This window comes from Alkaliphilus sp. B6464, from assembly GCF_018141165.1.
Lineage (GTDB): Bacteria > Bacillota > Clostridia > Peptostreptococcales > Natronincolaceae > Alkaliphilus_B.
In genome coordinates, this window is sequence record NZ_CP058557.1 from 3,106,110 (window position 1) to 3,119,463 (window position 13,354).

The 13,354-nt window shown below is 32.0% G+C and carries 14 protein-coding genes; 2 read left to right on the forward strand and 12 right to left on the reverse strand.

The features are described 5' to 3' along the window. Nucleotides 1-7: 7 nt before the first annotated feature. Nucleotides 8-1,108 carry an NADH:ubiquinone reductase (Na(+)-transporting) subunit F gene (locus HYG84_RS15780; protein WP_212378898.1) on the forward strand — a complete coding sequence of 367 codons (1,101 nt, stop codon included), beginning with the start codon at nt 8-10 and terminating at the stop codon, nt 1,106-1,108. A gap of 52 nt (nt 1,109-1,160) precedes the next feature. Here HYG84_RS15780 and dapB read toward each other — a convergent pair whose 3' ends face one another. The 7 genes from dapB to HYG84_RS15815 form a co-directional block, all read right to left on the reverse strand. Next, entirely contained in the window at nt 1,161-1,880 is a 720-nt protein-coding gene (gene dapB / locus HYG84_RS15785; protein WP_212378900.1) for a 4-hydroxy-tetrahydrodipicolinate reductase, read from the reverse strand. Between the two features lie 14 nt (nt 1,881-1,894). Beyond that, nucleotides 1,895-2,767 (reverse strand): 4-hydroxy-tetrahydrodipicolinate synthase, encoded by an 873-nt coding sequence (dapA, locus tag HYG84_RS15790; protein WP_212378902.1) that lies wholly within the window; start codon nt 2,765-2,767, stop codon nt 1,895-1,897. 15 nt (nt 2,768-2,782) lie between these two features. Next, complete coding sequence (locus tag HYG84_RS15795) at nt 2,783-3,778, reverse strand: aspartate-semialdehyde dehydrogenase (protein ID WP_212378904.1); 996 nt, start codon at nt 3,776-3,778, stop codon at nt 2,783-2,785. Between the two features lie 172 nt (nt 3,779-3,950). Further along, nucleotides 3,951-4,835, reverse strand: a complete 885-nt coding sequence (locus HYG84_RS15800; RefSeq protein WP_212378906.1) for a cell wall hydrolase — start codon at nt 4,833-4,835, stop codon at nt 3,951-3,953. A gap of 216 nt (nt 4,836-5,051) precedes the next feature. After that, nucleotides 5,052-6,014, reverse strand: a complete 963-nt coding sequence (locus tag HYG84_RS15805) for a polysaccharide deacetylase family protein (RefSeq protein ID WP_212378908.1) — start codon at nt 6,012-6,014, stop codon at nt 5,052-5,054. Nucleotides 6,015-6,229: 215 nt separating this feature from the next. Further along, on the reverse strand, nt 6,230-7,249 hold the full coding sequence (locus tag HYG84_RS15810) for an alpha-hydroxy-acid oxidizing protein (protein ID WP_212378909.1): 1,020 nt from the start codon (nt 7,247-7,249) through the stop codon (nt 6,230-6,232). 199 nt (nt 7,250-7,448) lie between these two features. Further along, nucleotides 7,449-8,114: a DNA-3-methyladenine glycosylase gene (locus HYG84_RS15815; RefSeq protein WP_330655503.1), complete on the reverse strand. Its 666-nt coding sequence runs from the start codon at nt 8,112-8,114 to the stop codon at nt 7,449-7,451. A 185-nt stretch (nt 8,115-8,299) separates the two neighbouring features. On the opposite strand from HYG84_RS15815, the gene HYG84_RS15820 reads away from it, so the two are divergent. Then, a complete protein-coding gene (locus HYG84_RS15820; RefSeq protein ID WP_212378912.1) occupies nt 8,300-8,878 on the forward strand; it encodes a YusW family protein in 579 nt (192 codons plus the stop codon). 73 nt (nt 8,879-8,951) lie between these two features. On the opposite strand, the gene HYG84_RS15825 is transcribed toward HYG84_RS15820, so the two are convergent. From HYG84_RS15825 to HYG84_RS15845, 5 genes are all read right to left on the reverse strand, one after another. Then, on the reverse strand, nt 8,952-10,730 hold the full coding sequence (locus tag HYG84_RS15825; RefSeq protein ID WP_212378914.1) for an aminopeptidase P family protein: 1,779 nt from the start codon (nt 10,728-10,730) through the stop codon (nt 8,952-8,954). 78 nt (nt 10,731-10,808) lie between these two features. Next, on the reverse strand, nt 10,809-11,552 hold the full coding sequence (locus HYG84_RS15830; RefSeq protein ID WP_212378916.1) for a SagB/ThcOx family dehydrogenase: 744 nt from the start codon (nt 11,550-11,552) through the stop codon (nt 10,809-10,811). Nucleotides 11,553-11,736: 184 nt separating this feature from the next. Then, on the reverse strand, nt 11,737-12,354 hold the full coding sequence (locus HYG84_RS15835; protein WP_212378918.1) for a histidine phosphatase family protein: 618 nt from the start codon (nt 12,352-12,354) through the stop codon (nt 11,737-11,739). Nucleotides 12,355-12,484: 130 nt separating this feature from the next. Then, nucleotides 12,485-12,826 carry a zinc ribbon domain-containing protein YjdM gene (locus tag HYG84_RS15840; protein ID WP_212378920.1) on the reverse strand — a complete coding sequence of 114 codons (342 nt, stop codon included), beginning with the start codon at nt 12,824-12,826 and terminating at the stop codon, nt 12,485-12,487. Nucleotides 12,827-13,128: 302 nt separating this feature from the next. After that, the gene (locus tag HYG84_RS15845; protein ID WP_212378922.1) at nt 13,129-13,338 is read right to left on the reverse strand and encodes a DUF3006 domain-containing protein; all 210 of its coding nucleotides are present in this window, start codon (nt 13,336-13,338) and stop codon (nt 13,129-13,131) included. Nucleotides 13,339-13,354 lie beyond the last annotated feature (16 nt).

Consider the following 13,354-nt stretch of genomic DNA (forward strand, 5'->3'; position numbering starts at 1 on the left):
TCAGCATATGTATAATATATTAATAACTGTAGCAGTAATTACTGGAATTACAGCAGTGCTTGCCCTTATACTAACTTGGGCCGATGTCCGCATTGCTGACTATGGAGAACGTAAAATAGTAATAAATAATGATAAAGAACTTGTAGTCGAAGGTGGGAATACGTTGTTATCTTCCTTAATTGCTAATGAAATTTTTATTCCATCTGCCTGTGGCGGCAAGGGAACATGTGGGTATTGCAAGTGCAAGGTAGATAGTGGTGCTGGTCCTGTACTTGCAACAGAACTTACATATCTTTCAGATAGTGATATGAAAAATAATGTTCGTCTATCCTGCCAGGTAAAGGTTAAGGATGATATGAGCATACAGATTCCAGAAGACTTATTTAATGTAAAACAATTTAAAGGTGCCATAGAGATTGCCAAGGATATTACACCTACTATTAAGTTTTTAAGGATTAAAATTACCGATGGACAAGAAATCGATTTTAAAGCTGGTCAGTATGTTCAGCTACTAGCACCGCCCTATGGAGATAGTACAGAAGAAGTTTTCAGAGCGTATTCAATTGCTTCTTCTAGTTTTGAAAAAAACTTTATAGATTTAATAATAGGTTATGTAGATGGCGGCATTCTAACAACTTACGTACACAAACATCTTTCCGAAGGTGATAAGGTAACTTTTAACGGTCCCTATGGTGATTTTTATTTACAGGAATCTGAAGTAGATGTAGTTTTAGTTGCTGTAGGTACAGGTATGGCTCCAATTAGAAGTATACTTTATGAAATGCTACATAAGAAAATTGATCGTAATACTATCTTCTTTTTTGGAGCTAGAACTAAAGATGACCTATTTATGTTAGATGAGATGAAAATGTTTGAAAATGAACTTCCTAGATTTAGATTTATCCCATGTCTATCTCGTCCACGAGAAGAAGATAATTGGCAAGGGCATGTTGGTAGGGTAAATGATGCTATATTCAAATATTTAGAAGGAAAAGATAGTACAGAAGCTTATTTATGTGGAAGTGCTCCTATGATAGACTCCACAGTTAATGCTCTTATAGATAAAGGAATACTTAAAAATAATATTTTCTATGATAAATTTGATTAACAAAGGGAAGGACTGTAATCCTTCCCTTCAAATTTTTTGGTATCAATTTAGTCTATAACTTTAATACATCCTTCATTGTATATAGACCCTGTTCTTTAGCTATAATAAACTTTGCTGCTTCTAATGCTCCCTGTGCAAAAACTGATCTATTGTGAGCTTCGTGAACTATTTTTAAAGTTTCTAATTCATTTATAAAGTTTGCTTCATGATAACCAACAATATTACCTCCACGAATTGCATGTATACCTATTTCTCCCTTTTCCCTTAGACATTCTCCAGCCCTGCCATATTGATGCTTTCTCACCTCTCCTAGCCCTTTTTCTATAGATTCAACAATAGATGTAGCACTTCCAGAGGGGGAATCTTTTTTACGATTATGATGAGCTTCTATTACTTCAATATCCACTTTTTCATTTAATATCGATGCTGTTTGCTCCACCAATGCAAATAATATATTCATTCCTAGAGACATATTAGTTGATTGTAATATTGGAATTTCACTAGAAGCAACTCTTATTTGCTCTAACTGATCCTTACTAAATCCTGTTGTTCCAATTATTAAAGGTATTCTTTTTTCCACGCAAAGCTTCAATACATCATCTAATGCTGAAGGATGTGAAAAGTCCACCACTACATCATAATTATCACTTAGTAAGTCTTTAGATGTCTTTTCATCTATACCATTAATTTCTTTCCAAAATGGATCCTTATTAGCTAGCTCTTTTATTAATCTGCCCATATGTCCGCTTATACCATAAATTAATAAATTCATATAGATAAGCCTCCTTAAATAATACCTAATTTTTTCATCTCGTCTACTAGCTTAATTCTATTAGATTCCTCCATAGATGTTAATGGAAGTCTTAGCTCATTTTTAATATATCCCATAGCATTTAAAGCTGCCTTTATGGGAATTGGATTTACTTCACAGAATAAAAGATCTATAAATTTTTTGTATAAAAGTTGTATTCTTAAAGCTTCTTCTACATTTCCATCCATAAATGCCTGGCACATATGTTGCATTTCTCTAGGGATAGCATTAGATGACACAGAAATAACTCCATGACCTCCACAGGCAAAAATAGGCACTACTTGATCGTCATTTCCAGAATAAATTTTAAAATCTTTAGGAACCAATCTTTTAATTTCTAATATTTGAGAAATATTCCCACTAGCCTCTTTTACTGCTACTACATTTTTAACCTTGCTCATTGCTAATACAGTTTCCGGTGCAATATTTACACCTGTTCTCGAAGGAACGTTATATAAAATTACTGGTAGCGATGTAACATTAGCTACTGTGGTAAAATGTTCGATTAGACCTTTTTGAGTACATTTATTGTAATATGGAGTAACAAGCAGTATGCCATCTGCCCCTAAGGTTTCGGCTTGTTTAGTATTTTCTATAGCTACTTGAGTTGAATTTGAACCAGTACCCACTATAACTGGAATTTTGCCTCCTGCCCTTTCAATGGCTGTACTAATAAGCTTTTCTCTTTCTTCATAGGTTTGTGTAGATGCCTCTCCAGTTGTACCTAGTACAATTAAGGCTTGAGTATTATTTTCTATTTGAAAATCAATTAATTTTTCAAAAGCTTCAAAATCAATTTTACCCTCATTGAAAGGTGTTACAATCGCAACTCCCGCACCATTAAACATATAAATATTGCCCCCTTATTTAAAATTTTCAATAGTTTCTATAATTTGAATTGCATTAGTAGCAGCTCCTTTTCTAAGGTTATCTGCAACCACCCATAGGGATAATCCTTTTGAATTAAATAAATCCTTACGAATTCGACCCACATATGTGCAGTCGCTATTTTCGGCCTCAAGTGGAGTAGGGTATTTGTTTTCATCAGGATTATCATTTAAAACTACGCCTTCAGCTTCTTCTAATATTTGTCGTACTTCATTTATATCTGGTTCTTTATTAAGCTCTAGGTATATAGACTCGCTATGGCCGTAAAATACTGGAATCCTTACAGCCGTCGGATTAACTTCTATTGTATCATCTCTTAAAATTTTATGAGTTTCATAAATCATTTTAAGCTCCTCTTTTGTAAACCCATTTTCATTAAATACATCTATATGTGGAATGCAATTGGCAGCGATTTTTCTTGGGTATACTTTATTTGGATAGCTCTCATCTACTAGTTGTTTTTCAAGTTCTTCAATTGCTTTATACCCACTGCCCGATACAGCCTGATAAGTAGATACTACAACTCGTTTAATACCATACTTCTTGTGAAGTGGAGCAAGTACCATTACCATTTGGGTTGTAGAGCAATTTGGATTGGCTATAATTCCTCTATATCCCCTTAAAACATCACCATTAACTTCTGGCACAACCAAAGGTATCCCCTCTGTCATCCTCCAATAAGATGAGTTATCTATTACAATATTCCCAGCAGCGGCTGCAATAGGTGCAAATTTTGCAGATATAGCTCCTCCAGCAGCAAATAGTAAATAATCAAAGGTCTCCTTCATAGCCTCTTCTGTTAACAACTCAACTGTTACTTCCTTGTTATTGAATATTATTTTTTGTCCCAAAGATTTTTCTGAAGCAAAAATTCTTAGTTTATCTATTGTTAAACTTCTCTCTCCAAGTACTTCAATCATCTTCTTGCCTACCGCGCCTGTTCCACCTACAATACCAACAGTTAAACTCATTGTCTTGCCACCCCCCTGTTTTTATAACTTGTAAATCGCCTAAGAAACATTACTAAATTACTTTTATTTTATTCAATATTTAGATAATAGTGCCTTAGATTTATATTTAATTTTAAATTAATAGATTACTATAATTATACAAAAAAAATTAGGAAAATGCTTAAGCATTTTCCTAATAATAAAAGTCATGTAAACCTATGGTTTTTATATATTGTCTATTTTGTATAATCCAAAAGTTAGTCGATTTCCTTGGATTTAAAAAATACAATGCATTTCCAACAGGTCTTGCACCATTTAATACATCTGTAGCAGCCTTAATACTTTCTGCATTAGGTGTATTATAGATTGACCCATCTAGAACCGGTGAAAATTGAGTATAACCATCTTGCTTATCAAAAACAACACCCTTTATAGTATTTGGAAATTTTCCACTATTAACCCTATTCATAATTACGTTCCCTACAGCAACCTTACCTTCATAGGATTCTCCTTGGGCCTCAGCATGAATAACTCTACTTAACCAATACAGATCTTCACTTCTATCACTACCTCTACTAGCTACTTGACTTGAAGAATTATTTACAGAGCCTTTTATTTTTAGTGTCTGATTTTCATAAATCATATCAGAAGATAAATTGTTTAGCTGCTTTAAATGATTTGCAGATACATTAGCTCTTTGAGCAATTAGAAATAAAGTATCACCTTTTTTAACCGTATATTTTTCTCCGGTAATAGGGGATGAAGATGTACTATTGTCCTTAATATTAGTAAAAGTTTTTATGTCATTTTCTTTTTTATCATTTGCCTCATTATTATCTTCTATTACTATCGGTACTTCCTCATCTGTTACTTCAGCTATATTTTTTTCTTCAGCTTCAACCTCATCTTCATCGTTTTCCATGACTTCAGCTATAGAAGATATTTCTGCTTCTCTTGAATTCTTAGTTAAATTTTCTTTTGAAAAATTAGAATTAATTGTAGAAAATAAAACTATAATACTTAACAATATACCACTGCTAATCAACAGTATTTTGTATTTTTCTAGTATGCTTTTCATATATATCACCCTTTCAGCTCTACTGTTACAAATTTTATCATAAAAAATTGCCTAGGGATGATGTAACTTTTGGTAATTATTGAATGTATATAAAAAAAAGCGCTAGGGAGATGCCCCTAGCACTAATTTAAATTTCAATGTTTATACAAGTATATTTTAATAAAATATTATCCTATACTTCGCAATTAGACCAATTATTAACATAGTTCTTATTAATTATCTAATAATAGGTTTGTTTGCTAATTTAAGCTTAACCATAGCATCTAACTCATCCTGAGTAATATCTCTAAATGTTCTAAATGTGTACCCTTGATTTTTAAGTTCCAATATAATCTCCGGTAATACTTCTGCCATCTTTGTGTTACGAGATGTATCATGAAATAAAGCAACAACAAGATCTTTATTCTTTGCTCCATCAAGGACATTGCTTATAATCTTATCTTTTTTATCATAATCAGAACTTGCATCTCCAGAAGAGACATTCCAATCAATATAGTAATATCCCTTTTCCTTCACATCTACAGTTAGTTTAGGCATATATTGTTCCCCACCATATTTAAATGAACTATGGTTAGAAGAACCTCCAGGAAAGCGAAAAATATATGGAACTTCAATATCCAATACATCTTCGATAGCTTTTTTAGCTAATCCTAAATCATTATAATAGGTTTCAAATGTAGTATAGATAGCATAGTCATGGCTATATGTGTGCGGTAGAACCATATGTCCTTCATCATAAGCCTGTTTTACCCAAGTAGGATTTTTTTCTACTGATTTTCCAATTGTAAAAAATGTTGCCTTAATTTCATTTTCAGCTAATATTTCTAGTATTTCTGGTGTTAAAGTTGATGGTCCATCGTCAAATGTAAGAAATACTTTCTTAGAAGGATCTGGTTTTACATCTTCTAAATTATTTTCTGGTTTTATATCATCCTGTATTTCTTCATTTCCCTCTAATGCATCATTATCTATAACAGTATCATTACTGACTTCTTCTACTTCTTCATTTTTATTATCCTCAGATATTTCACCTAAATCTTCGCTACTCATATCCCGCACTTGTTCATCTACATCATTATTACTAAGAAATGACTGAGCAATACCTACCATAGATGGCACAGCAACCATAAATACCAGTAGAACTATTCCAACCAGTAAAACTTTTCGAATTTTTTTCAATTGTATCACTCCAGTCATTGCAGTATATTATATGCATTTAATTACATTATACATGAAAATCCGACAAAAATAGTAAAGAAATAGTAAATAACTATGAAGAAAATATAAAGATTTTATAATCTGGAAAAGTATATTTTTCTAGATTATAAAGTAAGTGCTAGAGACTATCCCCTAGCACTTACTATTATTTCGATTTATGTTAGTTATAGAATATATTATCCTATAGATACTTTATCTCTATTAATATCTTTTAATTCATGACATCCTGCCATAATCATTGTTTCCTTTAGCTCATTACCTAATTTTTCTGTATAAACTTTTACACCTTCCGCTCCACCACCATAGGCAGCCACTGCATAAGGTCTTCCAATAAGTACTGCATCTGCACCTAATGCTAAAGCCTTAAAAATATCTAATCCAGTTCTAAAGCCTCCATCAATAAGAATTTTCATCTTTCCTTGTACAGCTTCAGCAATTGCTGGCAAAACTTCAATTGTAGCTGGAGTATGATCTAAAACTCTACCACCATGGTTAGAAACAACAATACCATAAGCACCAGCCTCTAAAGCTTTTTTAGCTCCTTCTACTGTCATAACACCTTTTAAAATTACAGGTAGCTTTGTTGATGCAATTATTTCTTTTAGTTCTTCAACTGACTTTGTGCCTACTGGCTTTCCAAGTAGAGCTAAAGTAACTAAACCAGCTGCATCAATATCCATTGCCACTGCTGGTGCTCCGTTATCTTCGGCCTTTTTAATCTTTGCAATTATTTCTTCTTTTTTCCAAGGTTTAATAGTAGGAATACCATGTCCATCATTATCTTTAACTACTTGAAGTGGCAAATCATAAAATTCATCTTTTACACCATCACCAGTAAAGCCAAGTACTTCTGCTTCCTTACACCCACCTATAATAGCCTGAGTATATTCAAAATCGTCTAGAGCTGGACTATAGTTAAGTCCAACAGCTCCTATTGGTGCCGCAAACACTGGGTACTTAAACTTCATTCCAAATAATTCAACTGATGTATCTATTTCTTTTTGTACTACAATTGTATCTAAATTAATCTTAACATCATTTATTTTTTGCCAGTTTCTAATAAAACCTGATCCAGACCCCTTACCGCCTACTCCTGGCACCTGACCTTTACATACCACACCATTACACTCTTTACATACCTTACATTTTTCATGTACAAGCTCCCTAGCTCTGTCTAAAACTTCTGAATAATTCATATGCGATTCCCCCATTTCTTTGTTATTAAAAGGATTTAATTATCCCAGTATATTATTTACACCATTAGTACATATTGTACTATTTTTTATACGAAGTTACAATTTTTTTGTCTAAAGATACATTTTTTCTATACGAAGCTACAACATATTTATACAAAGTTTTAATTGTATTAGCTAGTATAAGTTTTTCTTGAAATATCTATTTTTTCGATATAAAAGGATTATCTTTAATATAGAATCTCCATGGAAAATCTATAGCTTCCTCTGCATAATCTATATTTATTCTTGTAGTTGTTACAACTTCAAATACATTATCTTCATTACTATCTTCAATCCATAAAATATCACCACAAAGATCCATGCTGTTATTAAGCTTTGTAATACCCATTGCCATACATAGCTTACCAGGTCCACTTGTTAAATTTATTATTTGTTTTTTAGTTAACTCCTCTGTAGACTTACCATATCTATTATGAGCCATTATATTTATGCCTTCTATAGGCTCTACTGCCCTAACTAAAACTGCCGCCGCTTCTCCTTCCATTTGGGTAACCACATTCATGCAATTGTACATGCCATAAATTAAATAAACATAGGCATGTCCCGGCGGTCCAAACATAACCTTAGTTCTCTCGGTTATTTTGTTATTATAACTATGAGCGGCCTTATCAATAGCTCCGATGTAAGCCTCTACTTCAACAATTTTTCCCATCAATATTTCACCATTACTATAATGCACAAGATTTTTGCCCAATAAATCTTTAGCAACATCAAGTGTCGGTCTATTGTAAAATTGTCTTTTTAATTTCATAATATTTTTCCTTTCAAAATTATACTTAATATGTCCTATGTTTTCTACTGCCATTCCTTCTATATTCTTAAAAATTCTATCTTTATTGTAGGTACATATATTATGTTCTACTGTCAAATAATATATTTAGAAAGTTAAAGATAAAATGATTAAGACTCACTACTTTAAAAGCCTTTGTTATAACCTTAATTAATTACTATAGCTTATGGAACAAAAAAATTACTAGGAGGCATATGAAATTGAAAACAAAAAAAGCACCATTTATACTTTCGGTATTGCTAATATTTTCATTAACTATTACGGGTTGCAATACTGCCAAGCGACCAACTCCGGAGAATAATACTTCTCCCCAAAATGTACAAAACAATACAAATACACCTCAACAAAGAGTGGAAAATGACGCTGTAGTTAATGATAATAGAACAAGAGATAATGTAATGCCAAACCGACCTATACCTACTACTCCAGATTCTACAGTAGGATTTACACTAAGTCAAATTAATGAATTTAATTTAGATATAGAGTTAACAAATAATGATAAAATAGATATGAAATACAAAAAAGGTCCTTCTAATAGAGAAAGCAAAGTAGAAACTAGAATCAATGGAAAAGTAGAAAAAACAGAACACGAAGAGGCTTCCCGGCAGATTGAGGAATTAATAAGTAAAATACCTGGAGCATCCATATCTGATACAACTAAAATAATAGACGAAATTTTATCTGCCCTAAAAATTAAAAGAGATGATTTGACAGAATTTGATATGATGTTTAAGTTTGAAAGTGGAGAAAAAGTACAAATAGAATTAAATAAAAAATAATTTTTATTTAAAAACAAAACTCTCTTTATATTTTTAAAGAGAGTTTTGTTTTTAAGGTACTACATTATATAATTTATAATTCCCTTGTCGCATTTTTCAACCAAGCGTCTTCTTGTTGATTTAAATATGGCGATACTGTTGTATATACATTTTTATGATATTCATTAAGCCACTCAATTTCTTTTTCCGTAAGTAAATTAGTATCGATTCCTTCTAAATCAATTGGACACAATGATATAACTTCGAACTTCATAAACTGTCCAAATTCAGTTAGTTCATCTTCAACTACTAAAAGAGTATTTTCTGTTCTTATACCATGCTTATCTTCCCTATATATACCGGGCTCATTGGTTATTATCATTCCCTTTTCTAATCGAGCATTATTTTGTATTTGATGGAAGCGTTGTGGTCCTTCATGTACATTAAGGAAAAATCCTACACCATGTCCTGTCCCGCACTTATAGTCAATTCCTCTTTCCCATAGTGGCTGTCTAGCTAAAATATCTAAATTAGATCCTGTAGCTCCATATAGAAATTTAGCTTTGCAAAGTGCTATATGAGCCTTTAATACTAAAGTAAAGTCTTCTTTTTCCTCTTTACTTATTGAACCTAAAACCATAGTCCTAGTTATATCAGTAGTTCCATCAAAGTATTGTCCACCTGAGTCAACTAAAAATAGTCCTTCAGCCTTAAGCTCACATTTTTCATTTTCATAAGCATTATAATGCATCATAGCTGCATGATCCTTATATGCTGCTATAGTATTAAAGCTTGGTTCTACAAAATACTCCTGCTCTCTTCTAAAGCCTTCAAGTTTCTCAGTAGATGATGTTTCTGTGATTCTCTCTTTTCCAATATTACTGTATAGCCAATATAGAAATTTAACCATAGCAACTCCATCTCTAACCTGACACCTTTTCAAACTTTCAATTTCTATATCATTTTTTAAAGCCTTTAGATTTGTAGTAATATCTGTTTCTTCTATCTTTACACAGTTAGAAGGAATTGCACAATATACTTTTATACTAGTTCTATTAGGGTCTAACAATATTCGTTTATTATTATCTAGCTTTCTTAGTTCTAGCAATATATTTTCGTAATCCTTAACTTCTACTTTATTATCTTCTAAAGATTTCTGTACTTCTTGAGGTGCTTTTTTTGTATCTATAAACAGATAAGCATATTCCATAGATATAAGAGCATAGGAAGCAACAACAGGATTATTTCTAACATCACTTCCTCTAATATTAAATAACCAGGCTATGTCATCAAGACTACTAATTAAATAGTAATCTACGCTCTTCTTTTTCATTTCTCTTCTTACTTCTGTTAGCTTTTCTAAAGTAGTCTTACCAGCAAACTTTCCATCATGATTAAAAGCTGGTTTTGTAGAAACTTTAGGTCTATCTTCCCAAATATGGTCTAATAGATTTATATCTTTATTAATCTCCATTCCTTTTTGTTTAAAGTTTTTTTCCATTTCCTTTGCTATATTGGTACTAAAAACCCATCCATCAAACCCTACATAACTACCTTCTTTTAAAGTATCTGAAATCCATTCTACATAACTTGGTACATTAGGCTCAGCCGCTTTAAAAAGTCTTATACCTGATCCAGATAACTGTTTTTCAGCTTGTATATAATATCTACCATCAGTCCACAACCCTGCGTCATCTTTAGTTACAACTACAGTACCGTTAGAACCAGTGAAGCCTGAAATCCAACTTCTAACCTTCCAATGCTCTGCCATATATTCACTCTGATGAGGATCTGAATTTGACACAATATAGGCATCAATTCCGTTTTCAGCCATTAATTCTCTTAGTTTTTGTATTCTTGCTTTTACGTCCATTTTCTCAGCTCCTTTTGTTAATATATGGAATTATATTATTTAACTCAAGTTCAAGCTATGAAATTTCTAGCTATTTGTTTAAGATATATTTTTACCCAATGTTGCAACATATAGGACAAACTTGTTCTCACCATCTAAGCCAATTAGACTATTGATTTCATCATCATCAAAGGCGGCAATAGCGCATACTCCGCTATCAATAGCTTCTGCTGATAAATACAGATTTTGGCATACATGGCCTGCATCTAAATGTAAATACCTGTAACCCCTTTCACCATATCTCCACTTCATTCTGTAAGCATCGGCAGCCCAAATAAAAGTTACAGCGCTATTTTTGATAAAGTCTTGACGTAAACAGCTATTACTTATCTTTCCATCTATTTCAGGATCTAAATTTACTTCCATTAATTTATGTGAAAGAGCTATATATCTATATAATCCTGGCTTTACTCCATCTACCTTGTTTATTAGTAGATAAGTTTCAATTGCATGTCTTGCCCCTGCTGATGGTACAGTTCTTATTGTTGCAGGTCTTGATACTACTTGCTTTACACCTTGAGTAGACCATAGTAGATAGGAAAGTTCTTCTATAGTTAAAGCAGTGTTGGAATATTTCCTTAGACTTTTTCTTGATTCTATGGCTTTTCTTAAATCTATACCTTTGATATTTATAGTTTCTACAGGAGGTAAATCAATCAATACTGAATTAGCCTCATACTCTAGTTCTAAAGGTGGCTGTGGCAACCCTTTGTCTTGGTCAGACTCTTCTAAGTATTTGTATTTTGTTCTTTCCATAAATTCTTTTCCAATTCCATTACTCATATTATTCTCCCCTTTAAAATATATTAGCTTATATTACTATTCTATATTTTACTAATGTATCCTTTATATATTACTTATTTTTGTATAATAAATTTAAATAGAGCCCAAACAACTGGGCTCTATTAGTAACTTAATTTTATAATTATAATCTTTTTTTCTATTTTATCTTTATTTACTTCTTGTTTTAGTAAGCAGCAGCAATATGACTAGTATCTCCATATAGAAGAATATTAGGTTGATCATTTTCGATCTGTATTAAACTTACACTTGTATTTTGAACATATGGCGGATCCCATAGATTTTCTAAGGACCGTTTTCCAAAATAAGTCATAATTGTTTTTAAGGTAACTGCATGAGTTACTAATAAAACATTTCCTGTTTTTTTCTCTTCTACTATTTTATTTATTGTCTTTAATGCACGATTTTGTACATGCACGAATGTCTCTAGGTCTTTACGATTATATAAATGTGGAGCCTTCATAAAGTTATAATACTCATTTGGATCTAACTTCTCAATCTCCAAAGTAGTTTTTCCTTCCCAATCTCCTAAAGAAATCTCTCTTAAGTTATTGTCAGCGATAATCTCTAGTTTTCTTTCTCCAGCTATAATTTCAGCAGTTTTAAAGGCTCGTTTACTAGGACTAGAGTATATTGCATCAAATTTAATATCAATCAGATGATCATGTAAGGCATTTGCATCTTCTATACCTTTTTCTGTTAGGTTAGAGTCCTGCCACCCCTGCAGCCTTCTCTCAATATTCCATTCTGTCTCCCCATGACGTACTAAGTATATATTCAACATTTTGTTCCTCCTATATCCTAATTAGTTAAATATATTATATCATGTAGAAATGATCTATAATACACCTATCTCACTACTGCAATTGTTTCATTTCTTTTATGACCACGGCTCTGCTGCATTAAGACCGCATCTATGCCTTTTTAACAAATTCAGATTTTAATTTCATAGCTCCAAAACCGTCAATTTTACAATCAATATCATGATCTCCATCAACTAAACGTATATTTTTTACTTTTGTACCTATTTTTACGACTAATGAACTTCCTTTTACTTTAAGATCTTTGATTACTGTTACAGAATCACCATCATTTAATACATTTCCATTTGCATCTTTGATAATCTTTTTATCTTCACTATTTCCGTTTCCTGATTCTAAAGTCCACTCATGTCCACATTCTGGACAAACCAAAAGACTTCCATCTTCGTAAGTGTATTCTGAATTACATTTTGGACAATTTGGCAAATCAGTCATAATTTCATTTCCTCCATTCCTTATTGTTAATTATAATATATAAAAATTATTTTCAATTTCATTTTTACACCTTCATAAGAATAGTAATCAGGAAATTGAAATTTACAAAAAACTATAGGGAGCGCCTTGTCGGCTTATATACTATCATAGTTTTCTTATATTGACAAACCTTTCTCTTAGCTCCCTCTGAAGTTCCTTTTCATTAAATAAATATAACCCGTTGAGGTTAGCTTTATTGTATTAAAAATCACCCTCAATTATAGCCTAAAAAAAGAGCGAGTGTCCTCGTCTTAGATAGCAAACTAATCTTCCCACATATCCTTAAATTTATCTTGTATGTATTGCTTTCTCTCTTTTGTAGCTTGGCCATCCCTATAGTATATTCCATCTATTATAATTAAGACATCTCCTTCTTTTACTTTTTCATCTACTAGACACCTTTCTATATCTACCATTTCTCCATCTACTTCAATAACTGCATAATCCCCTTCAAATCTATCTAATATAATCATAAGTTTTCCCCTCTCC

Coding starts and splice junctions, on each gene's coding strand:
- HYG84_RS15815 (WP_330655503.1), bottom strand. CDS start 8,114: ATGGCAGTAGAAAACATAGGACATATTAAGTATAATTTTGAAAGGAAA.
- HYG84_RS15825 (WP_212378914.1), bottom strand. CDS start 10,730: ATGGACGTAAAAGCAAGAATACAAAAACTAAGAGAATTAATGGCTGAA.
- HYG84_RS15800 (WP_212378906.1), bottom strand. CDS start 4,835: ATGAAAAGCATACTAGAAAAATACAAAATACTGTTGATTAGCAGTGGT.
- HYG84_RS15830 (WP_212378916.1), bottom strand. CDS start 11,552: ATGAGTAATGGAATTGGAAAAGAATTTATGGAAAGAACAAAATACAAA.
- HYG84_RS15810 (WP_212378909.1), bottom strand. CDS start 7,249: ATGAATTATTCAGAAGTTTTAGACAGAGCTAGGGAGCTTGTACATGAA.
- HYG84_RS15845 (WP_212378922.1), bottom strand. CDS start 13,338: ATGATTATATTAGATAGATTTGAAGGGGATTATGCAGTTATTGAAGTA.
- HYG84_RS15835 (WP_212378918.1), bottom strand. CDS start 12,354: ATGTTGAATATATACTTAGTACGTCATGGGGAGACAGAATGGAATATT.
- dapA (WP_212378902.1), bottom strand. CDS start 2,767: ATGTTTAATGGTGCGGGAGTTGCGATTGTAACACCTTTCAATGAGGGT.
- HYG84_RS15795 (WP_212378904.1), bottom strand. CDS start 3,778: ATGAGTTTAACTGTTGGTATTGTAGGTGGAACAGGCGCGGTAGGCAAG.
- dapB (WP_212378900.1), bottom strand. CDS start 1,880: ATGAATTTATTAATTTATGGTATAAGCGGACATATGGGCAGATTAATA.
- HYG84_RS15780 (WP_212378898.1), top strand. CDS start 8: ATGTATAATATATTAATAACTGTAGCAGTAATTACTGGAATTACAGCA.
- HYG84_RS15840 (WP_212378920.1), bottom strand. CDS start 12,826: ATGACTGATTTGCCAAATTGTCCAAAATGTAATTCAGAATACACTTAC.